This window comes from Yoonia sp. D2-7 (assembly GCF_055809435.1).
The window spans coordinates 2,343,092-2,367,565 of sequence record NZ_CM147912.1 but is presented as its reverse complement, the minus strand read 5'-3'; the positions used below and the strand labels follow the sequence as shown (position 1 = coordinate 2,367,565).

The 24,474-nt window shown below is 55.1% G+C and carries 27 protein-coding genes, 1 tRNA gene and 1 riboswitch; of the genes, 16 read left to right on the top strand and 12 right to left on the bottom strand.

The annotated features are described in order from the left end of the window. Positions 1-80 precede the first annotated feature (80 nt). From AC0L7R_RS11595 to AC0L7R_RS11570, 6 genes are all read left to right on the top strand, one after another. Complete coding sequence (locus AC0L7R_RS11595) at positions 81-710, top strand: ATP-dependent Clp protease proteolytic subunit (protein WP_247126680.1); 630 nt, start codon at positions 81-83, stop codon at positions 708-710. Between the two features lie 148 nt (positions 711-858). Further along, a complete protein-coding gene (gene clpX, locus AC0L7R_RS11590; protein ID WP_247126682.1) occupies positions 859-2,130 on the top strand; it encodes an ATP-dependent Clp protease ATP-binding subunit ClpX in 1,272 nt (423 codons plus the stop codon). A gap of 3 nt (positions 2,131-2,133) precedes the next feature. Further along, entirely contained in the window at positions 2,134-2,505 is a 372-nt protein-coding gene (locus AC0L7R_RS11585) for a Rid family hydrolase (protein WP_473657038.1), read from the top strand. Between the two features lie 105 nt (positions 2,506-2,610). Then, positions 2,611-2,994, top strand: coding sequence for an NADH:ubiquinone oxidoreductase subunit NDUFA12 (locus tag AC0L7R_RS11580; RefSeq protein ID WP_473657037.1), 384 nt, complete (start codon positions 2,611-2,613; stop codon positions 2,992-2,994). Between the two features lie 23 nt (positions 2,995-3,017). Further along, positions 3,018-3,470: an outer membrane lipid asymmetry maintenance protein MlaD gene (mlaD, locus tag AC0L7R_RS11575; RefSeq protein ID WP_473657036.1), complete on the top strand. Its 453-nt coding sequence runs from the start codon at positions 3,018-3,020 to the stop codon at positions 3,468-3,470. After that, a complete protein-coding gene (locus AC0L7R_RS11570) occupies positions 3,467-3,826 on the top strand; it encodes a DUF2155 domain-containing protein (RefSeq protein WP_473657034.1) in 360 nt (119 codons plus the stop codon). Before mlaD ends, AC0L7R_RS11570 begins: the two co-directional genes overlap by 4 nt. Here AC0L7R_RS11570 and aat read toward each other — a convergent pair. The 9 genes from aat to AC0L7R_RS11525 form a co-directional block, all read right to left on the bottom strand. Next, entirely contained in the window at positions 3,790-4,443 is a 654-nt protein-coding gene (gene aat, locus AC0L7R_RS11565) for a leucyl/phenylalanyl-tRNA--protein transferase (RefSeq protein WP_473657032.1), read from the bottom strand. The two genes, AC0L7R_RS11570 and aat, sit on opposite strands and share 37 nt — an antisense overlap. Positions 4,444-4,447: 4 nt before the next feature. Then, positions 4,448-5,794, bottom strand: coding sequence for an acetyl-CoA carboxylase biotin carboxylase subunit (gene accC / locus AC0L7R_RS11560; protein WP_348107648.1), 1,347 nt, complete (start codon positions 5,792-5,794; stop codon positions 4,448-4,450). Positions 5,795-5,804: 10 nt separating this feature from the next. Further along, positions 5,805-6,308, bottom strand: a complete 504-nt coding sequence (accB, locus tag AC0L7R_RS11555; protein ID WP_247126694.1) for an acetyl-CoA carboxylase biotin carboxyl carrier protein — start codon at positions 6,306-6,308, stop codon at positions 5,805-5,807. A 135-nt stretch (positions 6,309-6,443) separates the two neighbouring features. After that, positions 6,444-6,728: a hypothetical protein gene (locus tag AC0L7R_RS11550; RefSeq protein WP_473657031.1), complete on the bottom strand. Its 285-nt coding sequence runs from the start codon at positions 6,726-6,728 to the stop codon at positions 6,444-6,446. A gap of 100 nt (positions 6,729-6,828) precedes the next feature. Then, the gene (locus AC0L7R_RS11545; RefSeq protein WP_247126698.1) at positions 6,829-7,578 is read right to left on the bottom strand and encodes an ABC transporter ATP-binding protein; all 750 of its coding nucleotides are present in this window, start codon (positions 7,576-7,578) and stop codon (positions 6,829-6,831) included. Positions 7,579-7,589: 11 nt separating this feature from the next. Next, a complete protein-coding gene (locus tag AC0L7R_RS11540) occupies positions 7,590-8,348 on the bottom strand; it encodes an ABC transporter ATP-binding protein (protein ID WP_247127206.1) in 759 nt (252 codons plus the stop codon). A gap of 11 nt (positions 8,349-8,359) precedes the next feature. Beyond that, positions 8,360-9,565 (bottom strand): ABC transporter permease subunit, encoded by a 1,206-nt coding sequence (locus AC0L7R_RS11535; RefSeq protein ID WP_473657029.1) that lies wholly within the window; start codon positions 9,563-9,565, stop codon positions 8,360-8,362. Between the two features lie 2 nt (positions 9,566-9,567). Next, positions 9,568-10,599 carry a branched-chain amino acid ABC transporter permease gene (locus AC0L7R_RS11530; protein WP_473657027.1) on the bottom strand — a complete coding sequence of 344 codons (1,032 nt, stop codon included), beginning with the start codon at positions 10,597-10,599 and terminating at the stop codon, positions 9,568-9,570. A gap of 122 nt (positions 10,600-10,721) precedes the next feature. Next, positions 10,722-12,071: a substrate-binding protein gene (locus tag AC0L7R_RS11525; protein WP_348107645.1), complete on the bottom strand. Its 1,350-nt coding sequence runs from the start codon at positions 12,069-12,071 to the stop codon at positions 10,722-10,724. 201 nt (positions 12,072-12,272) lie between these two features. Between AC0L7R_RS11525 and AC0L7R_RS11520 the strand changes: the two genes are divergently transcribed. The 5 genes from AC0L7R_RS11520 to AC0L7R_RS11500 all read left to right on the top strand — a co-directional run bounded on the left by AC0L7R_RS11520 (position 12,273) and on the right by AC0L7R_RS11500 (position 18,473). After that, positions 12,273-13,601 carry a helix-turn-helix domain-containing protein gene (locus tag AC0L7R_RS11520; protein WP_473657025.1) on the top strand — a complete coding sequence of 443 codons (1,329 nt, stop codon included), beginning with the start codon at positions 12,273-12,275 and terminating at the stop codon, positions 13,599-13,601. Between the two features lie 214 nt (positions 13,602-13,815). Next, entirely contained in the window at positions 13,816-14,190 is a 375-nt protein-coding gene (locus AC0L7R_RS11515) for a response regulator transcription factor (RefSeq protein ID WP_247126707.1), read from the top strand. Between the two features lie 57 nt (positions 14,191-14,247). Then, on the top strand, positions 14,248-14,493 hold the full coding sequence (locus AC0L7R_RS11510) for a hypothetical protein (RefSeq protein ID WP_348107643.1): 246 nt from the start codon (positions 14,248-14,250) through the stop codon (positions 14,491-14,493). A gap of 14 nt (positions 14,494-14,507) precedes the next feature. Beyond that, a complete protein-coding gene (locus tag AC0L7R_RS11505) occupies positions 14,508-17,210 on the top strand; it encodes an ATP-binding protein (RefSeq protein ID WP_473657024.1) in 2,703 nt (900 codons plus the stop codon). Between the two features lie 81 nt (positions 17,211-17,291). Continuing rightward, the gene (locus AC0L7R_RS11500; protein ID WP_473657023.1) at positions 17,292-18,473 is read left to right on the top strand and encodes a FliM/FliN family flagellar motor switch protein; all 1,182 of its coding nucleotides are present in this window, start codon (positions 17,292-17,294) and stop codon (positions 18,471-18,473) included. Position 18,474: 1 nt separating this feature from the next. On the opposite strand, the gene AC0L7R_RS11495 is transcribed toward AC0L7R_RS11500, so the two are convergent. Together AC0L7R_RS11495 and AC0L7R_RS11490 are read right to left on the bottom strand one after the other, a co-directional pair. Next, positions 18,475-18,906, bottom strand: coding sequence for a TIGR01244 family sulfur transferase (locus AC0L7R_RS11495; protein WP_473657022.1), 432 nt, complete (start codon positions 18,904-18,906; stop codon positions 18,475-18,477). A gap of 59 nt (positions 18,907-18,965) precedes the next feature. Continuing rightward, complete coding sequence (locus AC0L7R_RS11490; RefSeq protein WP_247126717.1) at positions 18,966-19,181, bottom strand: hypothetical protein; 216 nt, start codon at positions 19,179-19,181, stop codon at positions 18,966-18,968. A 129-nt stretch (positions 19,182-19,310) separates the two neighbouring features. Here AC0L7R_RS11490 and AC0L7R_RS11485 point away from each other — a divergent pair, with 129 nt between their 5' ends. Then, on the top strand, positions 19,311-19,568 hold the full coding sequence (locus AC0L7R_RS11485) for a DUF2312 domain-containing protein (protein WP_183529531.1): 258 nt from the start codon (positions 19,311-19,313) through the stop codon (positions 19,566-19,568). Between the two features lie 11 nt (positions 19,569-19,579). Here AC0L7R_RS11485 and AC0L7R_RS11480 read toward each other — a convergent pair whose 3' ends face one another. Next, positions 19,580-20,455, bottom strand: coding sequence for a hypothetical protein (locus tag AC0L7R_RS11480; RefSeq protein ID WP_473657020.1), 876 nt, complete (start codon positions 20,453-20,455; stop codon positions 19,580-19,582). A gap of 82 nt (positions 20,456-20,537) precedes the next feature. On the opposite strand from AC0L7R_RS11480, the gene AC0L7R_RS11475 reads away from it, so the two are divergent. From AC0L7R_RS11475 to gcvH, 4 genes are all read left to right on the top strand, one after another. After that, positions 20,538-22,208, top strand: a complete 1,671-nt coding sequence (locus AC0L7R_RS11475; RefSeq protein WP_473657018.1) for an ABC transporter permease subunit — start codon at positions 20,538-20,540, stop codon at positions 22,206-22,208. A 27-nt stretch (positions 22,209-22,235) separates the two neighbouring features. Beyond that, positions 22,236-22,311 (top strand) — tRNA-Thr (locus AC0L7R_RS11470). Between the two features lie 412 nt (positions 22,312-22,723). Beyond that, positions 22,724-22,809: riboswitch (glycine riboswitch) on the top strand. Positions 22,810-22,970: 161 nt separating this feature from the next. Then, positions 22,971-24,092: a glycine cleavage system aminomethyltransferase GcvT gene (gcvT, locus tag AC0L7R_RS11465; protein WP_473657016.1), complete on the top strand. Its 1,122-nt coding sequence runs from the start codon at positions 22,971-22,973 to the stop codon at positions 24,090-24,092. Between the two features lie 18 nt (positions 24,093-24,110). Next, positions 24,111-24,470 (top strand): glycine cleavage system protein GcvH, encoded by a 360-nt coding sequence (gene gcvH, locus AC0L7R_RS11460; protein ID WP_473657015.1) that lies wholly within the window; start codon positions 24,111-24,113, stop codon positions 24,468-24,470. Positions 24,471-24,474: the final 4 nt, after the last annotated feature.

The following is a 24,474-nucleotide window of genomic DNA, read 5'->3' as shown; positions in this document are numbered from 1 at the left end:
CCTGTCAGGCGACACTAAGACTCTGTCAGGACATTTGAAGTAATGATGGTCAAAAGCCATCCCGGAGTGAGGCACAGCCGATGCAAGATCCAGTCGAAACATACATGAACCTCGTGCCTATGGTCGTCGAACAGACAGCCCGTGGTGAACGCGCCTACGATATTTTTTCGCGCCTTCTGAAAGAGCGGATCATTTTCCTGAATGGGCCTGTCCATGACGGCATGTCCCAGCTTGTTGTGGCGCAGCTGTTGCACCTTGAAGCCGAGAACCCGAAAAAAGAAATCTCTATGTATATCAACAGCCCAGGCGGCGTTGTGACATCCGGTTTGTCGATCTACGACACGATGCAATACATCAAACCGAAGGTGTCCACGCTGGTTATCGGGCAGGCGGCATCCATGGGGTCATTGCTTTTGACAGCTGGTGAAAAAGGCATGCGTTTCTCACTGCCGAACAGCCGCGTCATGGTCCACCAGCCATCTGGTGGTTACCAAGGTCAGGCAACGGATATCATGATCCACGCCCAAGAGACCCAGAAGCTGAAAGATCGTCTGAACCAGATCTACGTAACGCACACAGGCCAGACTTTGAAAAAAGTCGAAGCCGCACTTGAGCGCGACAACTTTATGTCGCCTGAAGAAGCGAAAGATTGGGGTCTGATCGACGAAATCGTGACGAACCGCGCGAAAGACGACGACGCAGACGCATAATCAACTTCCGCACGGTGGATTGTTAACACCTTGTTAACACCACCGTGCGGTAGACATTTTGACATTGTGGACCGGTGCGTGCTGCCCTAGACTTGGGTCGGTAAGCAGTTCACGGCAGCAGTATGGCCGTCCGGCCAAGGGGAAGATAATGGCGAATTCGTCCAACAGCGACAGCAAAAACACCCTCTATTGTAGCTTTTGCGGCAAGAGCCAACATGAAGTGCGTAAACTGATCGCGGGTCCAACCGTTTTCATTTGCGACGAATGTGTCGAACTATGCATGGACATTATTCGCGAAGAAACCAAATCCGCTGGTCTGAAAGCCGGTGAAGGTGTGCCAACACCGACCGAGATTTGTGGTGTTCTGGATGATTATGTCATCGGTCAGATGCATGCGAAACGCGTGCTGTCTGTGGCCGTTCACAACCACTACAAACGCCTGAACCATGCGGATAAATCCGACATTGAGTTGGCGAAATCTAACATCATGCTGATCGGCCCAACCGGTTGCGGTAAGACACTGCTTGCGCAGACCCTTGCCCGTATTTTGGACGTGCCTTTCACAATGGCCGATGCGACCACGCTGACGGAAGCCGGTTATGTCGGTGAAGATGTCGAAAACATCATTCTCAAGCTGTTGCAGGCGTCCGAATACAACGTTGAACGTGCGCAGCGCGGCATCGTTTACATCGACGAAGTTGATAAAATCACACGGAAATCTGACAATCCATCCATCACCCGTGACGTATCGGGTGAAGGTGTTCAGCAGGCGCTGCTGAAGATCATGGAAGGCACTGTGGCCTCTGTTCCGCCGCAAGGTGGCCGGAAGCACCCGCAGCAGGAATTCCTGCAAGTGGACACGACGAACATCCTGTTCATCTGTGGTGGTGCGTTTGCAGGTCTCGACAAGATTATTTCACAGCGCGGTAAAGGGTCTTCCATGGGCTTTGGTGCGGAAGTGAAAGACGTCGACGAACGTGGCGTGGGCGAAGTGTTTACCGATCTCGAACCAGAAGATCTGTTGAAGTTCGGTTTGATCCCTGAATTTGTTGGCCGTTTGCCAGTGATCGCGACGCTGACCGATCTGGACGAAGATGCGCTGATCATCATCCTGACCAAGCCGAAAAACGCGCTTGTGAAGCAATACCAGCGTCTGTTCGAACTTGAGAACACGAAGCTGACATTCACCGACGACGCCCTGCAGGCGATTGCGAAACGTGCAATCGAACGCAAAACAGGTGCACGTGGTCTTCGGTCCATCATGGAAGATATCCTGCTTGATACTATGTTTGACCTGCCGGGCATGGACACTGTGACCGAAGTTGTCGTGAACGAAGAGGCGGTTGGTCCAGACGCATCACCATTGATGATCCACGACGATGCAAAATCATCGGAAAAAGAGCCCGCAACAGCGAGCTAACGGATGAAGCGTATGACATCAGGCGGTATTTTCGAGGACAAGATCGGATATTGCCGCGCTGTTGTTGCAGGTGGCTTTGTGCATGTGTCGGGGTGCGTTTATCCCGGCACGGATGTCCCCGAGGACGTGATCGCACAGTGCCACGGCGCGCTTGATGTGATCAAAACCGCGCTAGCGGATGCAGGGGCTGAGATGGCCGATGTCGTGCGTGTGCGTTATATCCTACCAAATGCTGACGATTTTGAACCATGCTGGCCGCTGTTGCGTGCCACCTTTGGCGAGAATCCTCCGGCTGCGACGATGATTAGCTGCGGTTTGGTCGATCCGAAATACAAAATTGAGATCGAAGTGACCGCACTGGCGCCCGACGCATAAATTTTCGCCAAAGATTTTGGGCTTACACCCGCCTGACCACATCTGTCGGACTAGACGTTTGACATCAATTGGGGCATGACAGCGGGGACGAATTGGAGACGCGCAATGGGCATCGGCTACACAATCAAACGCATTTTCACATGGTGGGAAGGTCAGTCCTTCGGCACGCAGTTCTGGACTTGGCGGAACGGTGAAAAAGTCGGCGAAGACGGTCAAGGGAACATCTTTTACCGCAACGCAGACGATAGCCGTCGTTGGGTGATCTACAACGGTGACATCGAAGCATCCCGCATTGATCCTGATTGGCACGGCTGGTTGCACCGGACATGGGACGAACCACCCACCGACAAACCACTGGTCCACAAATCATGGGAACAGCCGCATCAGGTAAACCTGACGGGTACCGTGGATGCCTATGCACCAGCCGGATCTTTGCGTGCGGCGACACCAAAATCCCGTAGCGATTACGAGGCGTGGAGCCCCGAATAGACGGGTCCCGTGGTGGTTTGATCATGCGTGAGAACCGGACAGAAACGCTTGTTGGGGCTGTCGTTTTGGCTGTGGCCCTCGGCTTTGGGTTTTACGCGGCTCAGGCTGCTGGCCTAGGAAGATCGTCCCAAGGGTATGATTTGACGGCGAGTTTCAGGTCCGCCGAAGGTATCACCACCGGAACCGATATCCGCCTTGCTGGCGTGAAGATCGGCCAGATCGGTGCGCTGACGCTGAACCCTGATACATTTCGCGCTGACGTCGTGCTGTCCTTCGCAGACGGCGTCGCAATTCCGAATGACAGCGCTGTGGCCATCGCATCTGAAGGCGTTTTGGGCGGCAGTTTCGTCGAGATTGTACCGGGCGGGTCGATGGATAACTTTGCGCCGGGCGAAGAAATCGAAGATACGCAGGGCGCGATCAGTTTGATTTCCTTGCTGTTGAAATTTGTGACCGGGGACGGGGATACGCAATGAAGGCTTTGATTCTTGGTACTGCGCTTGCGATGCTGCCGTTTGGCGCTGTTGCCCAGCAGGCAGCAACCGCCGTTGGCGGTGAATTGCGGGTGCTGGATAAGCTGAACGGCACCGTGACCGACGTTGAAATGACGAATGGCGAAACCCGTGACATTGGCCATCTCAAACTAACGCTCGAAGAATGCCGCTATCCGCGCGCTAACCCGTCGGGTGATGCTTTTGCAAACATTACAGTGGCTTATCGGGATAACGCTGATCCGGCATTTCAAGGCTGGCTGATCGCCTCTGCGCCTGCGCTGAACGCGATGGAGCACCCGCGTTACGACGTCTGGGTGTTGCGCTGTATCAGGTCCTGAGCTGAGGCTATTTGCCGGCTTGGTGTAAATTCGGCGGTCTGTTGCAAGGCATCACGCAACAAGGCGTGATAGGCCGATCTGGGAATTTCAACACCGCCTAAACTGGCCAAATGGTCGGTGATGAACTGCGTGTCAAACAGTGTGAACCCATCTGTCCGCAACTTATCTGTCAGGTAGGCCAGTGCCACCTTGGATGCGTCGGTGGCCGTGCTGAACATGCTTTCGCCGAAGAAGGCACTGCCGATTGTGACGCCGTAGACACCGCCCACAAGCGTATCGTTCTGCCAAACCTCGCAGCTGGCCGCATCGCCTTGGTCGTGCAGGGCCTTGTACAGATCAAAGATGGTGGCGTTGATCCACGTTTCGTCACGGTTCGCACAGCCGCGCACGACGTCCGCAAAACAGGTGTTAAAGCTCACCCTGTAGTCGCCGCGCAGCAACCGTTTGCGCAAAGACCGTGAGATGTGAAAACCGTTGAGGGGTAGGATGCCGCGAAAGCGGGGATCCACCCAGAACACGTCTTCGCTGTCGCGTGTTTCTGACATCGGAAAAACGCCAGCCCGGTAGCCTTGCAGCAACAGGTCTGGCGTCAATTCGATTTCGTCTTGATTACTCAATGGTTTAAGCGAGGTTGGCGTCTAACCATTCCTCGAGCCAATGGATGGTGTAATCGCCGGTTTGGACCGCTTCCTCCGCCAAAAGCGCGTGGAACAGTGGGATCGTCGTGTCGACACCGTCCACGATCAATTCGCCCAACGCACGGGCCAAACGCGCCAACGCTTCTGGACGGTCGCGGCCATGCACAATCAATTTGCCGATCAAACTGTCGTAGTAGGGCGGGATGCGGTAGCCGTCGTAAAGCGCCGAATCCATCCGAACGCCCAAACCACCTGGTGCGTGGTATTGTGTGATCGTACCGGGGCAGGGTGAAAAGTTCGGTAGCTTTTCGGCGTTGATCCGGACCTCGATCGAATGACCGTTGATTTTCAGATCGTCCTGCGTGAATGACATAGGCAGGCCAGAAGCCACGCGCAGCTGTTCGCGTACAAGATCGACGCCAAAAATCGCTTCGGTCACAGGGTGTTCCACCTGCAAACGTGTGTTCATCTCGATGAAGTAGAATTCATCGTTCTCGAACAGGAATTCGATCGTTCCCGCACCGATGTAGTTGATTTTCGCAACTGCGTCCGCGCAGACCTTACCGATCCGTTCACGCAGTTCTGGCGTGATGCAGGGGCCGGGGGCTTCTTCGAAAACCTTTTGGTGGCGCCGTTGTAGGGAACAATCGCGTTCGCCGAGGTGGACTGCGTTGCCTTTGCCGTCACCGAACACTTGGATTTCGATGTGGCGCGGTGTTGTCAGGTATTTCTCGATGTAGACTTCGTCGTTGCCAAATGCGGCTTTGCCTTCGGCGCGGGCCGAATAGAACGCCTGTTCCATGTCTTTTGCGGTTTCGGCGACCTTCATGCCGCGACCACCGCCACCAGCAGTGGCTTTGATGATGACCGGATAGCCGATTTCAGCACCGATGCGTTGTGCATCTTCCAGCGTATCAACACCGCCACCAGAGCCGGGAACGCATGGCACGCCCAGTTCTTTCATGGTCTCAATCGCAGAGATTTTGTCGCCCATGACGCGGATGTGTTCGGCTGTCGGGCCAATGAACGTGATGTCATGGTCTTGGACGGCCTGCACAAATGCAGCGTTTTCCGACAAGAAGCCGTAGCCCGGGTGGATCGCCTGCGCGCCTGTGATTTCACAGGCCGAAATCAGGGCCGGAAACGACAGGTAGGATTGCGCGCTGGAAGGCGGTCCGATGCAGATCGCTTCGTCGGCCATGCGGACATGCATCGCGTCGGAATCGGCTGTAGAATGGACCGCGACAGATTTCACGCCCATTTCACGGCACGCACGCACCACCCGCAAGGCGATTTCGCCGCGGTTGGCAATGAGGATTTTGTCGAACATTGGCTGCCCCTTATTCGATAATCACAAGTGGTGCGCCGAATTCGACAGGTGCGCCGTCTTCGACCAGGATCCGTTTGATCGTGCCGGATTTGGGGGCAGGGATGTGGTTCATTGTTTTCATCGCTTCGATGATCAACAATGTTTCACCTTCAGCGATTGTTTTGCCCACAGCGGCGAAAGGTGCAGCACCGGGTTCTGGTGCCATGTAGATTGTGCCGACCATTGGTGATGTCACAGCGCCCGGATGGCTTGCTGGATCTTCGCTACCGCCTGCGGGTGCGGCAGCTGGTGCTGCGGCAGGGGCTGCCGCCGGTGCAGCAGCAACGGGTGCTGGGGCTGCGGCCACAACTTGTTGTGGTGCTGGTTGCGCATAGCGGCCGACACGTACATCAAGGCTGTCGTTTTCGGCGTAATCGCGTTTGACACGCAATTCGGTCAAATCATTTTCGCGCAGCAATTCTGCCAATGCTTGGATAAAGCTGACGTCGCTGTCGTGAGAGGTTTTTTTGCTCATGTCGTCCTCGGCCCGTTGCCCAAAGTTCCTCAGATCCGCTTTTGCGCGGTATCAATCGGGACGCTTATAGGGGAACGGTGACGCAGTGGAAAGCCAGAGCATCAGGGAAAGTGACGGAGCGTCGGAATTGACAGGTCAAAGCTTCCGTGTCGTGGCGTCGTCATCTTCACGAATTGGTAGCATTATCACGCCATAAGGCTTCAAAGTTTGTTCTTCGGTCGGGGCAGGTTTTTCGATTTCTGACAGACCTAGAAGCGGGGCCTTATCGATTTTTGACCGTGGATTACTGACGGTGACGATTTCGTCAGGTGTTTTCGCTGTTGTTCTGCTGGTTTCTTCGTCGGCAGCAGGAGTAGTTTGATGTGTTACAACGTCGTTCTGATATTGCGGTACGGCGCGTGGCGCAAAGGAAACTTCCATCTCTGACCTCAATGATTGACACCATATTGGTCTAGTTTCCGTCAATTTCCTTAGCAAAGTATGAATTGCGGACAATCGGATAAAATTGTCCGCAATAAAATCAGATCGCCAAGTACTGCGCACGCAGTGCTTCGTCTTCCAGAACTTCCTGAGCAGAGCCGTCATAGACCACGGTGCCCGTATCAAGAATCACCGCCCGATCCGCCAGCTTCAACGCAGCAACTGCGTTTTGCTCAACAATCACGGTCGTAATCCCTTGGTCGCGGATGATGTTCAGTGTCTTTGCGATTTCTTGCACGATGACGGGGGCCAGACCTTCGTAAGGTTCGTCCAACAGAAGAACCTTAATATCGCGTGCAAGGGCGCGAGCGATGGCAAGCATCTGCTGCTCACCACCAGACAGTGTGACGCCTTCCTGTTTCTTACGTTCGCCCAGACGCGGGAAGAGTTCATAGATTCGCTCAAGCGACCAACCGATTGGCGGGGCGATTTGGGCGAGTTGAAGGTTCTCTTCAACTGTCAGGCCTGCAATGATACGCCGGTCTTCTGGCACAAGCGCGATGCCTGCGGCAGAGGCCTGATGGGCTTTCATATCGTGAAGCGGCTGGTGGTCCAGCCAGATTTCACCGTGTTTCAATGCGGGGTCATCAAGGCGCGCAATGGTGCGCAGCGTTGATGTTTTACCCGCACCGTTCCGACCGAGCAGAGCCAGAATTTCGCCTTCGTGGATATTAAAGCTGACGTTTTGAACGATGTAGCTTTCGCCGTAATACGCTTCGATTTCCCACACGCTGAGAAAAGCAGGGTGGGTGGCCGCGTTGTTGGCGTTTTTGTTGAATGGTTGGTTCATTGGATTGTTCCTTACACCTGTGCTTCGCCGAGGTACGCTTCGCGTACTTTCGGGTGGCCTTTGATGTTTTCAGGTGTTTCTTCCACCAGCGGCGTACCTTGCGCCAGAACGGTGATCCGTTCCGCTAGGCTGAACACAACGTGCATGTCGTGCTCAATGATTGCCATTGTGATGTCGCGCTTTTCCTTGATCTCTTTGAGCAGATCAATCGTGTTGTTTGTATCCGCACGGGCCATACCCGCAGTCGGTTCGTCCAACAGCAACAGGCGCGGTTCCTGCACCAGACACATCGCCATCTCAAGGCGACGTTTGTCACCACGTGATAGGCTGGATGCCACCATGTGACGCTTTTCCAGCATGTTGACGTCTTCCAAGATCGCTTCTGCGGTCTCGTGGATGTCAGTCTCGTGGCGTGTGCTGCCGATCGCGTGAAGCCGGAAGGCCCCGTCACGTTTGGCGAAACACGGGATCATTACGTTTTCAAACACGGTGAGATCGGCAAAGATTTCAGGTGTTTGGAACACGCGGCTGATGCCCATCTGGTTAATCTCGTAGGGCTGACGCCCTAGCACAGATTGACCGTCGAACATTACCGACCCGCTATCAGGGATCAGTTTTCCAACAAGCACGTTCAGCAGGGTGGATTTACCGGCCCCGTTTGGGCCGATAATCGCGTGGACTGTGTTTTCAGCGACGCTGAGGTTCACGTCACCAAGCGCTTGCAAACCGCCGAAGCGTTTGTTGACGCCTTTTACTTCAAGGATACCCATCATATTGCTCCTTATTCAGCTGGTGTCGTGGCGCCATCAGAGGCGTCAGTTGTTTTCTTGCGGCTGAACTTTGCGCCAATGCGCTGACCAAGTTCGACCAGACCACCTGGTAGGAAGATAACAACTGCCATGAACACAAGGCCCAGTGTCAGGTGCCAGCCCTTACCGATGAACGGGTGGATGACCGCCACGAAGAAGTTTTCAAGACCTTCCGGCATGAAAGCGAACCAGCCGTGCACAACCGTGTCGTTGATCGTAGATACAATGTTTTCCATGTATTTGATCACACCAGCGCCCAAGATCGGACCGATCAGCGTGCCAACACCACCAAGGATGGACATGATCACAATCTCACCAGACGCAGTCCAGAACATCCGTTCCGCTCCTGTCAGCGGATCCATCGCAGCCAGCAGACCGCCTGCCAGACCAGCATACATTCCAGAGATGACAAAGGCTGTCAGCATGTAAGGACGCGTTGAAATACCAGTGTAGTTCAAGCGCTGTTGGTTGGACTTGATGGACCGCAGCATCAGGCCAAACGGGGACCGGAAGATGCGGATCGCAAGGTAGAAGGACGCGATCATGAAGATACCAGCAAGGTAGTAACCGTTCTGGAATACGAAGCTCCAGCCGCCGACGTCCCATGTGACAGACCCGTTCATTTCGATACCGAACAGGTGGGGAACCACCGGATCGCCTTCGCCAAGTAGGAACTGCGGATCGTCGTTGTAGACCTGTAGGCCAGTTTCACCGTTGGTGATTGGCGTCCCCAGAACCTTACCGACCAAGTCGGAGTAGGCGATGGAATACATCATCTGTGCAAATGCCAGTGTCAGGATTGAAAAGTAGATACCTGACCGACGCAGGGACACGTAGCCGATGACGACCGCGAACAATCCAGCGACGATCACCGACAGGATGATTGCAGGGACGATGTTGTAGGACAGCAGTTTGAACATCCAAACGGCTGCGAACGACCCCACACCCAGAAAAGCGGCGTGACCGAAGGACAGGTAACCTGTCAGGCCGAACAGGATGTTAAACCCGATGACCAAGATCCCGAAGATCACGAACCGCTGCAACAGGGCAGGGTAGCCCGCATTGAACTGCGCAAAGGCGCTGTCCGTTGGGAAAGGGTTGAGTAGGATCGGGGCTGCCAAAACCATCAGGCAGACCACGATGAAGAGAGCGGTGTCTTTTCCGTTCATACCAAGCATGATTATTCCTCCATCACGCCCTTGCGTCCCATCAGGCCACGTGGCCGGGTCAGCAAGATGATGATTGCAACAAGATAGATGATGATTTGGTCGATACCCGGCAGGATCGCTTTGACTTCGTTCATCGAAGCAAAGGACTGCAGAATACCCAGCAAGAAGCCCGCCAGAACAGCGCCCGGCAATGACCCCATGCCGCCAACAACAACCACAACGAAGGACAGCACGAGGAAGTCCATACCGATGTTATAGTTGGGCGACAGGATTGGTGTGTACATCACACCGGCCAGACCAGCGACCGCAGCCGCAAGACCAAACATAAAGGTAAAGCGTTTGTCGATGTCGATGCCCAGCAGGCCAACTGTTTCGCGGTCCGCCATACCAGCACGCACGACCATGCCAAATGTTGTGAACTGCAAGAAAGCAAACACAGCGGCAATGATGGCCATCGAGAAGAGGAAGTAGACTAAGCGCCAGATCGGATAGATGATCGCGTTTGGTTCAAATCCCATCAGCACACCAAAGTCCATCGCACCTGCAAATGCAGAAGGCGCGGGCGTTGGGATTGGGTTCGCGCCGAAGTTTGCCTTGACGATCTCACCGATCACAATCGCCAAACCAAAGGTCACGAGGATCTGGTCAGCATGTGGGCGGTGATAGAAGTGCTTGATCAATCCTCGTTCCATGGCGAAACCGACAAGGATCATCACAGGGATTGCGAATATAATCGCGATAGGCACAGCCCAGTCGATCAGGCTCATGCCCATTTCAGGTCCGAACCATTCCACCACATAGGGTGTTTCGACCTTCAACGGATTGCCCAAGAAATCTGTTTGGGTCTCGTCAATCTTCTCAAAGCTAATCGAGAGTAGACGTGACACTGTGACCGAGCAGAATGCACCGATCAGGAAAAGGGCACCGTGGGCGAAGTTCACCACACCTAGTGTCCCGAAGATCAACGTCAGACCCAAGGCAATCAATGCATAAGCAGAGCCTTTGTCCAAACCGTTGAGAATTTGAAGGATAATATCGTCCATCGACCCCGCCTCTTTTTACCAGTTCTCTACTGATACGGCGCATCGTGATGATGGCCGTTTACGCCCCGCTCCCCCGGGGTGGGTGAGACCGGCACAGTGTGCCGATCTCGGATTTGGTTAGCTTATGCGCCAGGGTTACATGCACCCAGGTCGCCACCGGCGAACATTGGGTGATCTGGTGCGTACTCAACCTGTGCACGTGGCGTAACTTCCACGATTTCCAGTGTATCGAACTGGTTGGTTGGGTTGTCCGTGCCTTTCATAACCAGCACGTCTTTGAAGCACTGGTGGTCGGCGCCACGGTAAGATGTTGGACCGTTGCCCATGCCGTCGAAGTCGAAGTCTTCGAGAGCTTCTGCAACGCCACAAGGGTTGAACGTGCCAGCACGTGTAACAGCATCCGCATACAGCAACGTCTGAACGTAGCATGTGTGCGCCGCACCGGATGGTGGGAAGCCGTACTTTTCGCCAAAGGATTTAACGAAAGCTTTTGTGCCTTCATCCTGCAGCTGCCAGTTCCAGTTCATAGAACCGAACACGCCTTGGATGTTGGAACCCGCACCAGCGGCCATCAGTTCAGAGTAAAGTGGCACGATGATCGTGAAGTCTTTACCGTTGACCTGCTTGTCTTTGAGACCGAACTGAACAGCCTGTGTCAAAGAGTTCACCATGTCCCCACCGTAGTGGTTCAGGATCAGCGTATCAGCACCGGAGTTCAGAACAGGCGCGATGTAGGATGAGAAGTCACCCGCACCAACTGGTGTCAGAACGTTCTGTGTTGTGTTCCAACCCAGCGCTTCTGTTGCACCTTGGATGGATTCCTGCTGTGTCCAGCCCCATGTGTAGTCAGCTGTCAGGTGGTAAGCGTTACGCTCGTTACCGTATTCTGCTTCCAGAACCGGACCCAGAGCCGCACCAGACATGTAACCGTTAAAGAAGTGACGGAAGCCGTTGGCTTTCTTATCTTTACCAGTTGTGTCGTTAGAGTGCGTCAGACCAGCCATGAAGATCACGCCAGCTTCTTGGCACAGACCTTGAACCGCGATGGCAACACCAGAAGATGAGCCGCCGTTGATCATGATGCATTCGTCTTTCTGGATCATGGACTGTGCAGATGCACGTGCCACGTCAGATTTCGTCTGCGTATCACCTGTGACGAACTCGACTTTGCGGCCCAGGATACCTGTACCGTCGAGGTTCTTCTCAGAGAATGTGTTCAGCATGCCGCCGTCGCCGATACCGTTGAGGTGCTCAACAGCCAGTTCCTGCGCGCGCAGTTCGTCAAGACCTTCTTCAGCGTAAGGACCCGTTTGTGGAACGTTGAAACCGATTTTCACGGAGCCGCCGTCACCCGGTGCGTTTGTGTAGCCAGTGTGGCCATCAGCACGGAGATACGTCGGAACAGCAAGACCGGCACCAGCGATGGCGCCTGTCTTCAGCACGCCACGACGTGAGAAGTTAGAATTGGACATTAAAATCCTCCCATTTTGATTTCGCTATATCCAGCCTCCTACCGAACACAGCTCGCATTTTACATGCTGATGCTATCTTGGCTGCGTGACCCCGCGTTACCAACAGTGCTTTGTGCAAGTGTCATTTTTTTGTAAAGTACTGGACTCTAAATCTGTAAATCTTGTAAATTGATTATCGAGCAGACGCAGAAAGCGCCTGATATGTATTGGAGAAATCGGTTGGCAGCCCATGCAATGACAGGGTCTCGCATTCGCGAACGCCGCTTGGATCAAGGAATGCGTCAAGCCGATGTGGCCGACGCCGCGGGCATTTCTGCCAGCTATCTGAATTTGATCGAGCACAACAAACGCAGAATCGGCGGGAAATTGCTACAGTCGCTCGCACGTGCCTTGAATGCTGATCCGGCCAGTTTGTCCGAGGGGGCAGAACCCGCTGTGTTGAATGGTATGCGGGCCGCTGCCGCACGGACGTCGCAACCGATTGAAACAGACCGTGCAGAAGATCTTGCGACCCGCTTTCCGGGGTGGGCGGGTTTAATTGCTGCCCAAGAGGCGCGGGTTGATGCGTTGGAGGCGGAAGTGCGTGTACTGCGCGATCGCATGACACATGACCCCGCGTTGGCGGGCGCGTTGCACAACGTGATTACGGCTGTGACGTCGATCCGTGCGACTGCGGGTATCTTGGCCAACGACGATAATATTGATGCCGATTGGCAGCGCAGGTTTCACGTTAACATCCACGACGATAGCCGGCGGTTGGCGGTCGAAAGCGAAGCCTTGGTCGCCTACCTTGAACCCCCGACAGAAGCTGCATCGTCGCGCGAACACCTGACGGGGTTCGAAGAAGTTGAAGCCTTTTTATCGCGCGAAACCAAATTGTTAGATCGGGTAGAGGCGCATCCAAACGCAGCGCCTGACACATTGCTGCGCGACTATGATGCGCCCGCATTGTCACGGGAAGGCCGCGAGGTTTTACTGCAATATTTGGTACGCTTCAGCAAAGACGTGCGTCTTATGCCGCGCGCCACCTTCGTGCCTGCCGCAGTCGCCGCACATGGTGATCCGTCGACCCTTGCCGCACAGTTTGACGCAGACTTGCCCGCCGTGTTGCGCAGGCTTGGCGGGTTGCCTGCTGATGTAGGCCTTCCGCCGATGGGGTTGGCTATCGCAGATCAAACCGGCGCGTTGACTTATCTGAAAACAGTTCCCGGATTTGCGCCGTCTCGGTTCACGGCAGGGTGTCCGTTATGGCCACTGTACGCCGCACTGACGCAGCCCATGCGCCCCATCAAATCAGAGGTCGTTTTGCCCGGGCAGGCTGGGGCACGTTTTATGTGTTACGCGATTGCTGTGCCTAAAACGCATGCCGATTTCAGCGCGGCACCAGTGCTTGAAACCACAATGTTGGTTGTCTCCGATCCTGCGCCCGGCCTACAGGAACCGATCAAGGCTGGCGTGTCTTGCAGGGTTTGCCCACGTTCGGGATGCGCGGCGCGCCGTGAACCGTCCGCAATTGAGGTGAAATCTTAATTGTGCGCTATAAGCGCTTCGTTTTGTTAAGGTTTTGGAAATCCTGATTTTACATAAGTTGTTTCGTGTGCGAAACATCTTGGGGTTGTTCGATGCGGCGTAGCGCGATCAGCTGGTCAGTGTTTTTGGCGTTTCGGGCTTTGACAGGGCCGCGCATTGCCGCAATACTCTGCGCAAGAAAATTACCATGGCGTCATTCGGGGGGAGCAACATCATGGGTAGACGGGTCCTGCTGATCGAGGACGAACCAAATATCATCGAAGCGATCAGCTTTATTCTGTCGCGTGACGGGTGGACTGTTCATACACACGAAGACGGCGAAACTGCGATGGACAAAGTCCGCGCGACGCCGCCTGATCTGATTATTCTTGATGTCATGCTGCCTGGTCGCAGCGGTTTTGATATCTTGCGTGATATTCGCGCGGAGCCTGATTTCGAAAATCTACCGGTCATGATGTTGACGGCACGTGGGCAAGTTAAAGATCGCGAACTTGCATTAAGGCTGGGCGCTAACCACTTCATGACAAAGCCGTTTTCCAATCAGGACGTGAAGGATTATGTTCGCAAGTTGATGGATGAAACGGCCTAGATGCAGGACGATCCGAAACCCCTAAGGCCCGTTCCGCCGACCATATCGGCCGCCAAGATGCCGCTTTATCTGGCGCGCGCGTCGTATCGGCAGCGGCGGCTCAGGGATGTGATACGGATGCTGCCGTTCGTCGGGTTTCTGGCGTGGATTTTGCCGATTATGTCTGGATTGATCCCTGCCACGTCTTCTGTCGGGCTATATATTTTTGCGGTTTGGGTGATCCTGATTATTGTCGCGGCGGTGATCACACGCAGCTTGTCACCGGAAGGATCACCGGACAAAAGTGACGACGCACTCACATGAAGGGGCGGTGACGGATGTCGTTTAACCTGCTTGTCTTTGTGTCGCTTGCCTACGTCGCGTTCTTGTTTTTGGTTGCATTTTGGGCCGAACGGCGGGCGCGCACGACCTTAGCATCATGGCTTCGCGGTCCGTTCGTATACACGCTATCGTTGTCGATTTATTGTACGGCTTGGACCTTTTACGGGGCGGTTGGCTATGCGGCCCGTTCGGGGTTGGAATACGTCACAATCTATCTTGGCCCCACGCTGGTCATGATCGGATGGTGGTGGATTTTGCGTCGCCTCGTCCGGATTGGGCGTACGCAACGGATCACGTCGATTGCAGATTTGATTTCCAGCCGGTTCGGGAAATCCGGTTGGCTTGGCGCGATTGTAACGGTGATGGCCGTGGTGGCCGCGACGCCTTACATTGCGTTGCAGCTCAAATCCGTGACCCAATCGTTTTCCGCATTTGTGCCGGTCAGTGGTGGGATTTGGGAACAGGCCGATTTGAATACGACGGCGCTGTGGGTTGCTGTTGGGTTGGCCATTTTCACGGTCCTATTTGGGACGCGTAGTCTGGATGCAAACGAACGGCACAGCGGGATCGTGATTGCGATTGCCGTTGAGGCTGTCGTGAAACTAGTGGCCTTGGTCGCCGTTGGCGTCTTTGTGATCTGGGGGCTCGCGGGTGGGCCCGCTGCGGTGCTGGACCAGATTGACGCATCAAAAATAGCCCAGTTTGAACCGCAAGGAGGTCGTTGGGTCGCGATTATTTTCCTTTCTGCGGCCGCGTTCATTTGTTTGCCGCGCATGTTCCAGGTGTTGGTTGTCGAACATCCAGACGAGCGGAACCTGCACATGGCCAGTTGGGCTTTCCCGATTTACCTGATGCTGATGTCGCTGTTTGTGCTGCCTATCGCCGTCGTCGGCCTGCGATTGATGCCGGAAGGGGCGAACCCCGATCTGTTCGTGCTGACACTGCCGTTATCGCAGGGGGAAAACGGGCTGGCGATGCTTGCGTTCTTGGGCGGTTTTTCGTCGGCCACGTCGATGGTGATTGTCTCTACGATTGCTTTGGCCACGATGGTGTCGAACCATATTATCGTTCCATTATGGCTCAGCAGTCGACCGCAAGGCGCGCTGGTGTCCGGCGATATTCGCAACGTCAACGTTTTGGCGCGCAGGCTATCCATCGCGAGCATCTTGGCGCTAGGTTACCTTTACTTCCGTATCTCTGCGGGCGGGGCTGCGCTGGCAGCGATTGGTTTGGTGTCGTTCAGCGGCGCGGTTCAGGTTTTGCCGGCGCTGCTGGGGGCCATCTTTTGGCGGGGTGCGACGCGCGTTGGGGCTGTATTAGGCCTCGTGACTGGTTTCGTCGTTTGGCTGTGGACCTTGTATATTCCGAGTTTCGGTGCGGATGCGTTTATTTCCGAGACTGTTCTTGCGAACGGGCCGATGGGGATGTGGTGGCTGCGGCCCCACGCGCTGTTTGGTCTTGAAGGCATGGATGACCTTGTTCACGGCTTGATGTGGTCGCTCGTTCTGAACGCATTGGCCTTCTTTATCGGGTCCGTCTTTAGTTTCCCAACGCCGTTGGAACGCTTGCAGGGCGCGCAATTTGTCAACGTGTTCGAGATGTCGGCGGGTACAACGTCGTGGACAAATAGTGGTGCGCGTGCCGATGATCTGCTGATCATGGCGCAACGCATATTAGGCGGGGCGGAGGCGCAACGCTTGTTCCAAAAATCGGCGGAAGAGCAAGGGAAAGAAGGGTATTTGCCTGACGTCACCCCCGATTTTGTTGTGCGCCTTGAACGCGAACTGGCTGGGTCTGTCGGGGCGGCAACGGCCCATGCGATGGTTGGACAGTTAACGGAAGGTGCTGCGATCTCGGTCGAGGACTTGATTGCTGTGGCGGATGAAGCCGCGCAAATCCTAGAGTATTCGAACGAGCTTGAGGCGAAGTCGGCCGAACAAGAACGCACGGCGCGTGCTTTGCGCGATGCGAACACAAAACTGACGGCGATTTCGATCCAGAAGGATGCGTTCCTTAGTCAGATTTCGCACGAGTTACGCACGCCGATGACGTCCATCAGATCGTTCTCGGAAATCTTACGCGATATGGATATGTCGCCTGAAGACCACGGGAAATATGCGGGCATTATTCACGATGAAGCCTTACGGCTCACGCGTTTGCTGGATGATCTGCTGGACTTGTCGGTGTTGGAAAACGGGCAGGTGACGCTACACATTCATACCGGGCAGTTGTCTGATTTGCTGGATCGGGCTATCGGGGCATCCGGCGTACAAGAACGTGGTTTGCAGATATTGCGGAACCGCAGCCGCGAAGACGTAACCCTGACCACTGATCTGGATCGGCTCGTGCAGGTGTTTGTGAATGTAATCGCAAATGCGCAGAAGTATTGCACTGTTGAGCGCCCAATTCTTAACATCAAGGTGCGGGTCGTTGATGGACGGGATGTCATTGATTTTATTGATAATGGCGATGGGATCAGTATCGAAAATCAAACGATGATCTTTGAAAAATTCGCAAGGATCGAAGACGAAGGTAAAGCAGGTGGCGCGGGGCTAGGTCTTGCGATTTGTCGCGAAATCCTTGGTCGGCTTGGCGGTGAAATCAGTTATTTGCCGGGGCAGAAGGGGGCTGCTTTCCGCGTGACGTTGCCCAAGCATGATGCAAGTGCAAAAGGCGCTGATCTGTTAGTGTCTCAGTAAGAATTTTCGGTGTATTTTTAATGATATGAGGTTGGCTTGCATTCTGCGGGTGGACGATTCGACGAGTCTGGTTTGGGGTCTATGACAAGACAGGTTGTACATGATGTCCTGCGCCGAATGGCGTCGCCGCCACCCCCGGCACCAGAAGATGTGCCCATTACGTCGTCGCGCGCGATCCGGTTGGCGATCACACGGGCGGCGGACAAAGCACACGACTTTGTGGTCAGTGTCAGTTCCCTGCGCGAAGAAGTCTTGTCGCTGGATCAACTGCTTGCAGCGTTAGAACCAGAACTGATGTTGATTGGCATGACCGCGGGTGGGGCGGTGACCGGTCTGGCCGCGCTCGATTTAAATATGCGGACCGCTCTTCTGGAGGTACAGACGGTTGGGATGGTTTTGCCGGATGTCCCCGAAGATCGACCGCCGACCGGAACCGATGCGCAAATGGCGCAGCCGCTGATCGCGGCGTTTCTTCATCACCTGCAGGATACCGCTGAACGCACACCGCTTGACGGGTGGGGGTTGGGTTTCGATGCGGGCGACAAGATCAATTCGACGCGGGCGGCGGGGTTGATCCTTGATGACGGGAAATATCGGCTGATCCGCCTGTCGCTCGATCTTGGTGCTGGTGACCGCACGGCGGAACTGGCGTTGGCTTTGCCCTGCCGTGCAGAAACCGTGGGGAAGGTTCTGACACCTGAGGTCAAGGGCGATTGGGATGAACGTTTCCGAAAGGTTGTCGACGGGTCGCCCGCCCGATTGGATGCGGAGCTGCACCGTTTCAAATTGCCACTTCATCAGGCGGAAAATTTGGTTGTCGGGCAAGTCCTGCCGCTAACTGGATGCACCGTTTCATCCGTCAAGATTTTGGCGCGCGATGGCCGCAAGGTGGCGACGGCCAGATTAGGTCAATCTGCGGGGATGCGCGCCGTTCGGATCGAGGTCCCGCCACAGGTCGCGCTGTCCGATATGAACCAGTTGGGCAAAAGCGATATGCCAAGCTTGGTTGATCTCCCCGAGACGGGTGCCGCATTTGATATCGATGGCGCGGCCAACAAGATGGATATTGATAACGCAGCGCATGACGATGATGGGGGGCTAGATATGCCGATGGCTGCCCCGATGGATATGCCGGAAGCCGACAGCATAGCGGTCGCCGTTGCACCGTTATCTTGGGATGACGAGGATCTGGAGGCAGACCCTGTCGCGCCCGCGAAACTGAGTTGGGAAGACGAAGGTTTAGAAACCCCGACTGACGACTAAATCAGGGCTTTTGCGCCGCGATCATTTCTAGCTGCGGGTGCAATCCCCGTAGATCGTAGCCTGCTTTACCAGTGGCTTCGATAATGTCGTCGCTGGCCATATCACCCGCTTGGCCCAGTGACCAAGCAATGGACGACCGTGTGCCGGACGCGCAATAAGCCAGAACTGGCCCGCCAGCTGCGTCAATCGCAGCGCGATGTGCCGCCACATTTTCTGCGTTCATGGTTTGATGGGTCAGTGGCAGAACGGTGAATCCAAGACCTGCGGCCTTTGCCGCGGCCTCAATAGCTGCTGCCTGACAATCTGGTGTGATTTCCATGTCGGGCCGGTTGCAAATGATTGCTTTAAATCCGGCGTCTGCGATGGCTGCACAATCGTCAGGCGCGATTTGCGGGCTGACAGCGTAGGTCGGTGTGATCTGACGAATATCCATGCGCGTCTTTTAGAAGGCCTGACTGCGAAGGTCTAGTCGCAAGAGGGTCCAATCGTGCGTTACCCCAGCAACACGCCCATGACGACCATCATCAGGCCTAAGATCGAAAACAGCAGGGACCCGATATTGATCGGCAGGATACTAGTGAGTTTGAGCCGCAGCGCGTCATCGTCCAAGCCCGCTTTGCGGGCCGCGTTTACGGCGACGATGCTATAGACGATGCCGACCAGCCCAATCATCGAGATCGCAGCGCCGATCCATACCAACCATTCCATCGTATTCCCCTTTGTTTGACCGGGGCAGCCCTAACGCTCAGGGCTTGCGCTTGCAAGGGTTGCGATGCCGGGCGCGGGTCGCTAGGGAAGGGCGATACGCCTTATTTGTGACGCCCAGAGGAGACCATCATGAGCGACGTTATTTCCGATACCGCCAGCACCGTTGCCGGCCAAGAGTTGCGCCAGTTCATTGAACGTTACGAACGCCTTGAGGCCGAAAAGAAAGACATCGCTGACGGCCAGAAAGAGATCATGGCCGAAGCAAAAGGCCGTGGGTACGACACCAAGGTGATCCGCAAGCTGATCGCGATCCGCAAACGGGACGCAAACGATCTGGCCGAAGAAGAAGCCGTCATGGAAATGTACATGGCCGCATTGGGCATGTAATCCGTCATTTGTTAGGGCGTGATGAAGTTCACGCCCTGCATGGACCGAATGAAATCGACGTCCGCATCATATTGGTAAGACAATTGGTCAACCAGTTCGTGGGTAAATTCCGGCAGGTCGATATCTTCGTCCAGTGCGTCATCCAGCGCATATTTGTCCAAGAATGCGAGAATGATCTTGAGTTCATGCTGTGGCGTGGGGGGCGGATTGTTTTTCAAATACCCCTTCATCCGCTGCATGCCTTCTTTTTCCATAATCGTGGCCAGCAGGTCGTAAGTTCCGATCAATGGCACACTATCTGGAACGCCCGCAATTTCGCGCATCAAGCGGCCCCAGATCAGCGGCGTATCTTCGTTGCACCAGACCGATAGCCTGCAATGCGGCGCGACGTACTGGATGCGTTTGATCACATCTGACCACCGGACGTCGATCGGTTGCATTCCCCTCATGAAGGTCCCGAGGTCGTCAAACTTCGATTTCGAAAAGTTTTCCGGAATGAATGTCGCCGGATTGCGCAGGGCGATGCACAATTCAATATCGTCCCCCGGAAACAGCTGAAGCAATCCGCGCACCTTCGGTTCCACCAAAGCATAGAACACGCCCTTATCGAACACCCGATTGGAGATGCAGATAAAGTTCGAATTCGACAGAACTAGCCGCTCTGTCGGTTCATCATCAAGGATCGCATCGAGCATGATAGACCGCGTTTCGGGCGCCGGCGTCGCCCCGTCCAACCCTTGGATCGTTTCGCGGATAAGCCGCCTGTATTTGCTCGGCCCCGGTACCTTGACCCCATCTTGGGATAGGACATCGACGTTGCGTAGCAACGATTTAAGCAAACGATCCTCGTCCGTGCAGTTTGCACCGATGTGATATACGATTTCCATGTGATCCGAGCCTTTGGTATTGCGTCCGTTTATCATAGTCCAATTTCTGGACAGTTAAACTGCTTTCAGCTATCGGCTTTTTATGTCTGAGCAAATCCGTCAGTTATTGCCGCTGAAGGCAAATCGTCGTGGGATCGATCGCTGGTCGATGGGTGCCCTTATCATCGCCGTCTTGGTTGTTTTGCCGATTGCAGCCGTTGTCTGGTTTGCTTTGACACCGACCGATAACATCTGGCCGCATCTGATATCGACGACATTCCCGCGATATCTGCGCAATACTGTCATCTTGATGCTCAGCGTCGGTGCGTTGACGGCCGTTGTTGGTACAATCACCGCATGGATCGTGGCGATGTACCGCTTTCCAGGTCGGTCGTGGTTGCAATGGGCGTTGCTGATGCCCTTAGCCGTTCCGGCCTACGTTGGTGCCTACGCCTTGGTCGATTTCTTGGAGTACGCGGGGCCAGTTCAATCCGCGTTGCGTGACATGATGGGGTGGGAAAACGCGGCGGATTACGCCTTTCCAGCGATCCGCACGCGATCGTCTGCGGTCATCGTTCTATCGGCGTCGCTATATCCTTATGTCTACTTGCTGGCCCGCGCCGCATTCCGCGAACAATCGGGGGCAGGGTTTGAAGTTGCCCGTGCCCTGGGTGTTGGTCCTTTTGGGCGGTTTTTCCGCGTGGGTCTTCCGCTTGCCCGTCCGGCCATTGCCGCAGGCGTTGCTGTTGTCATGATGGAAACCGTCAATGATTTCGGCACCGTGGATTATTTTGCCGTGCAAACTCTGACGACTGGGATTTTTACGGTTTGGCTGCAGGGCGGGAACCTTGGCGGTGCGGCGCAATTGGCGACCTGCGTGCTCGGTATGATCGTGTTTCTTGTGACGCTTGAAAAGCTAAGCCGCCGCCGTAGTAAATTCTTCGCCTCGGCCCGTGGTCAGAGACCAGTGTCATTGACACAGCTTTCAGGCGGGCAGGGGGCGTTTGCGTTCTTGGTGTGTCTGTTGCCTATCTTGGTCGGGTTCGTGTTGCCTGTGTCCGTTTTGACGTCTCACGCGTTAGACGCCGGACAATGGGTGGCACCGGGATTGCGCAAGGCGTTGCTGCATACTGTCACCGTCGCAGGCCTCGCCGCGATCCTGACGGTCTTGGGTGGTCTGTTCATGGTGTACGGGGTCCGTCTGTCGCGGCGAAAACTGCCACGGTTGCTGATGCCAGTGACGGCGATCGGCTACGCGGCACCGGGCGCCGTGCTGGGTTTGGGCATCTTGGTGCCACTTGCGGCGTTGGATAACCGTTTCGCGGACGCGGTGCTGGCGTTGACGGGACGAGATCCGGGGCTGTTGGTGACAGGAACAGCTGGCGTTTTGGTCATTGCTTACGTTGTGCGATTCTTCGCGATCGCGCAGGGGACAGCTGACGCAGCGTTCGGTCGGGTGTCACCGAGCCTTCCGATGGCTGCACGGTCGCTTGGACAGTCATCCGGCGGCGTTTTGAAACGCATTTATTTGCCCTTGATGCGGGCCTCTGTCGGGTCAGCTTTGCTGCTGGTTTTCGTGGACGCGGTGAAGGAGCTACCGGCAACTTTGCTTTTAAGACCCTTTAGTTACGACACTTTGGCGACCCGCGTCCATGCGAAGGCATCGCTCGAAAATATCAGTGAAGCCGCACCCGCAGCACTGATGATTACCTGCGTCGGATTGCTTGCAGTCATTTTTCTTGCGAAAGCGCAAAAAGAGGGGTTGCGGAGGTGAGAATCCTTTTCTAAAAGCAGCCGCAGTGCCCCTATAGCTCAGCTGGTAGAGCAACTGATTTGTAATCAGTAGGTCCGCGGTTCGAGTCCGTGTGGGGGCACCATTTCACTATCCAGTTTTATCCAATGACATCCGGTTAGGCCTTACATACAAAGGTTTTGTCGATATCGTTTGTCCGATGCCGTCCAGCGGCGTTTGATGCGATACCCCCAGTTTGGGGGTGCCATTGGGGGTATCCCGAGTCGGGAAAGTGATGTCTTCAGCGCCAATGTCTATGAAAATAGTGAAAACGGAATAGCATTTCCTGAAAGCTTTCATCTGGCTTGGCATGCGATAGCCACGAGGACAATCTTGAGCATCAAAGGTTTGGCGCTGCGGGTTGGCCGTTCATTTCCCAATTCGATTTCGTGTTTGGTGTGTCAGTCTGTCGTTTGTGAAAACGAGACTTACCGCCTCGGCTCAAAATCACCAAAATAACCTCTTGCCTGTTGTCACGGAAAACGTGAAAGTGCCCGCACTTGACGTCGGGAGAACCAGAAAAGTTGGTGCCGAAGGAGCAACCGCCCCGGAAACTCTCAGGCAAACGGACCGACGTTGAGACGAATACTCTGGAGAGTGGCACGCAATGTGCCCGCCGAAGGGATAGCAATCTCAGGCACACGGACAGAGGGGGCATCACAGGCGAAAGCAGTGCTTTCGTGCCAGAGTGGTGCCGTGCGATATCAGCATATCGAGATGGCCGTTATTGATAAGAGGCTTACGATGTCTGATCTATTGCAAACCCCGCTACATAAGTTTCACGAAACGCTTGGCGCAAAGATGGTGCCGTTCGCGGGTTATGCGATGCCTGTTCAATACCCGATGGGCGTCATGCAAGAACATCTGCACACCCGCACCAAAGCTGGATTGTTTGACGTCAGTCATATGGGGCAGGTGATCATCAAGGGGGCGGATTATGCCGCCGCCGCGACGGCCTTAGAGACGTTGATACCTGTCGACATTCTGGGTCTAGCCCCGGATCGTCAACGTTACGGATTTCTTACGAATGACACGGGCGGGATCATGGATGACCTGATGCTTGCCAATAGGGGTGATCATATCTTCATGGTCGTGAATGCAGGCTGCAAACGGGATGATATTGCGTACCTCAAGTCCAACCTGGCCGATGTCAGCGTCACCGAAGTTACGGATCGTGCCTTGCTTGCATTGCAGGGGCCGGCTGCTGAAACAGTGTTGGCAGCCCTTGATCCAAAGGTCGCGGATATGCGTTTCATGGATGTGATCACGGCGTCGCTGGCAGGTGCGGATTGTTGGGTGTCGCGGTCGGGTTATACCGGTGAAGACGGCTATGAGATTTCAGTGCCCGCCGCACAGGCCACGACATTGGCGCAAACGCTGCTGGCGCACGACGACGTGGCCCCGATTGGGCTTGGTGCGCGAGATAGTCTACGATTGGAAGGCGGGCTTTGCCTTTACGGGCACGATATAAATACGGACACGACCCCGACTGAAGCGGCACTGAACTGGGCCATCCAAAAGGTGCGTCGCAGTGGCGGTGATCGCGCTGGTGGGTTTCCAGGCGCTGACGTCATCTTGGCCCAGCTGGCTGACGGGGCGGATCGCAAACGGGTGGGGTTGCTGCCTGAAGGACGCGCACCGATGCGCGAGGGCGTGCCGCTGTTTGCACATATTGAGGACGAGACGCCGATTGGGGCGATCACATCCGGTGGTTTTGGTCCGACTGTCAGTGGGCCTGTGGCGATGGGCTACCTGCCGGTCGCACAGGCGGACATCGGAACAACGGTCTATGGCGAACTGCGCGGCAAACGATTGCCACTGACGGTCGCGGCACTTCCTTTCACACCTGCAAATTTCAAACGTTAAACGAACCGGAGAAGATACATGAAATTCACTGAAGAACACGAATGGCTGCGCCCTGAAGGTGATATTGTTGTCGTTGGCATCACCGAACACGCCACGACCCAACTGGGCGATATCGTCTTTGTTGAACTGCCTGATGTCGGGACAACCGTGACCAAAGACGAAGAAATTGTCGTGATCGAAAGCGTCAAAGCCGCTTCCGACATCATGGCACCGATTGATGGCGAAATCATCGAAGTGAACAGTGCGCTTGCGGACAATCCCGCCCTTGCGAACGAAGATGCAATCGGCGCGGGCTGGTTTTTCAAAATCAAACCGTCTGATGCGTCCCAGATGGACGAATACATGGATGAAGCTGCGTACAACGCCTTGATCGCCTAACCCT

What these genes read in the sequence shown, in the direction of transcription:
- AC0L7R_RS11595 (WP_247126680.1), top strand. Translation starts at nt 81, where the DNA reads ATGCAAGATCCAGTCGAAACATACATGAACCTCGTGCCTATGGTCGTC.
- clpX (WP_247126682.1), top strand. Translation starts at nt 859, where the DNA reads ATGGCGAATTCGTCCAACAGCGACAGCAAAAACACCCTCTATTGTAGC.
- AC0L7R_RS11585 (WP_473657038.1), top strand. Translation starts at nt 2,134, where the DNA reads ATGAAGCGTATGACATCAGGCGGTATTTTCGAGGACAAGATCGGATAT.
- AC0L7R_RS11580 (WP_473657037.1), top strand. Translation starts at nt 2,611, where the DNA reads ATGGGCATCGGCTACACAATCAAACGCATTTTCACATGGTGGGAAGGT.
- mlaD (WP_473657036.1), top strand. Translation starts at nt 3,018, where the DNA reads ATGCGTGAGAACCGGACAGAAACGCTTGTTGGGGCTGTCGTTTTGGCT.
- AC0L7R_RS11570 (WP_473657034.1), top strand. Translation starts at nt 3,467, where the DNA reads ATGAAGGCTTTGATTCTTGGTACTGCGCTTGCGATGCTGCCGTTTGGC.
- accC (WP_348107648.1), bottom strand. Translation starts at nt 5,794, where the DNA reads ATGTTCGACAAAATCCTCATTGCCAACCGCGGCGAAATCGCCTTGCGG.
- accB (WP_247126694.1), bottom strand. Translation starts at nt 6,308, where the DNA reads ATGAGCAAAAAAACCTCTCACGACAGCGACGTCAGCTTTATCCAAGCA.
- AC0L7R_RS11550 (WP_473657031.1), bottom strand. Translation starts at nt 6,728, where the DNA reads ATGGAAGTTTCCTTTGCGCCACGCGCCGTACCGCAATATCAGAACGAC.
- AC0L7R_RS11545 (WP_247126698.1), bottom strand. Translation starts at nt 7,578, where the DNA reads ATGAACCAACCATTCAACAAAAACGCCAACAACGCGGCCACCCACCCT.
- AC0L7R_RS11540 (WP_247127206.1), bottom strand. Translation starts at nt 8,348, where the DNA reads ATGGGTATCCTTGAAGTAAAAGGCGTCAACAAACGCTTCGGCGGTTTG.
- AC0L7R_RS11535 (WP_473657029.1), bottom strand. Translation starts at nt 9,565, where the DNA reads ATGCTTGGTATGAACGGAAAAGACACCGCTCTCTTCATCGTGGTCTGC.
- AC0L7R_RS11530 (WP_473657027.1), bottom strand. Translation starts at nt 10,599, where the DNA reads ATGGACGATATTATCCTTCAAATTCTCAACGGTTTGGACAAAGGCTCT.
- AC0L7R_RS11525 (WP_348107645.1), bottom strand. Translation starts at nt 12,071, where the DNA reads ATGTCCAATTCTAACTTCTCACGTCGTGGCGTGCTGAAGACAGGCGCC.
- AC0L7R_RS11520 (WP_473657025.1), top strand. Translation starts at nt 12,273, where the DNA reads ATGTATTGGAGAAATCGGTTGGCAGCCCATGCAATGACAGGGTCTCGC.
- AC0L7R_RS11515 (WP_247126707.1), top strand. Translation starts at nt 13,816, where the DNA reads ATGGGTAGACGGGTCCTGCTGATCGAGGACGAACCAAATATCATCGAA.
- AC0L7R_RS11510 (WP_348107643.1), top strand. Translation starts at nt 14,248, where the DNA reads ATGCCGCTTTATCTGGCGCGCGCGTCGTATCGGCAGCGGCGGCTCAGG.
- AC0L7R_RS11505 (WP_473657024.1), top strand. Translation starts at nt 14,508, where the DNA reads ATGTCGTTTAACCTGCTTGTCTTTGTGTCGCTTGCCTACGTCGCGTTC.
- AC0L7R_RS11500 (WP_473657023.1), top strand. Translation starts at nt 17,292, where the DNA reads ATGACAAGACAGGTTGTACATGATGTCCTGCGCCGAATGGCGTCGCCG.
- AC0L7R_RS11495 (WP_473657022.1), bottom strand. Translation starts at nt 18,906, where the DNA reads ATGGATATTCGTCAGATCACACCGACCTACGCTGTCAGCCCGCAAATC.
- AC0L7R_RS11490 (WP_247126717.1), bottom strand. Translation starts at nt 19,181, where the DNA reads ATGGAATGGTTGGTATGGATCGGCGCTGCGATCTCGATGATTGGGCTG.
- AC0L7R_RS11485 (WP_183529531.1), top strand. Translation starts at nt 19,311, where the DNA reads ATGAGCGACGTTATTTCCGATACCGCCAGCACCGTTGCCGGCCAAGAG.
- AC0L7R_RS11480 (WP_473657020.1), bottom strand. Translation starts at nt 20,455, where the DNA reads ATGGAAATCGTATATCACATCGGTGCAAACTGCACGGACGAGGATCGT.
- AC0L7R_RS11475 (WP_473657018.1), top strand. Translation starts at nt 20,538, where the DNA reads ATGTCTGAGCAAATCCGTCAGTTATTGCCGCTGAAGGCAAATCGTCGT.
- gcvT (WP_473657016.1), top strand. Translation starts at nt 22,971, where the DNA reads ATGTCTGATCTATTGCAAACCCCGCTACATAAGTTTCACGAAACGCTT.
- gcvH (WP_473657015.1), top strand. Translation starts at nt 24,111, where the DNA reads ATGAAATTCACTGAAGAACACGAATGGCTGCGCCCTGAAGGTGATATT.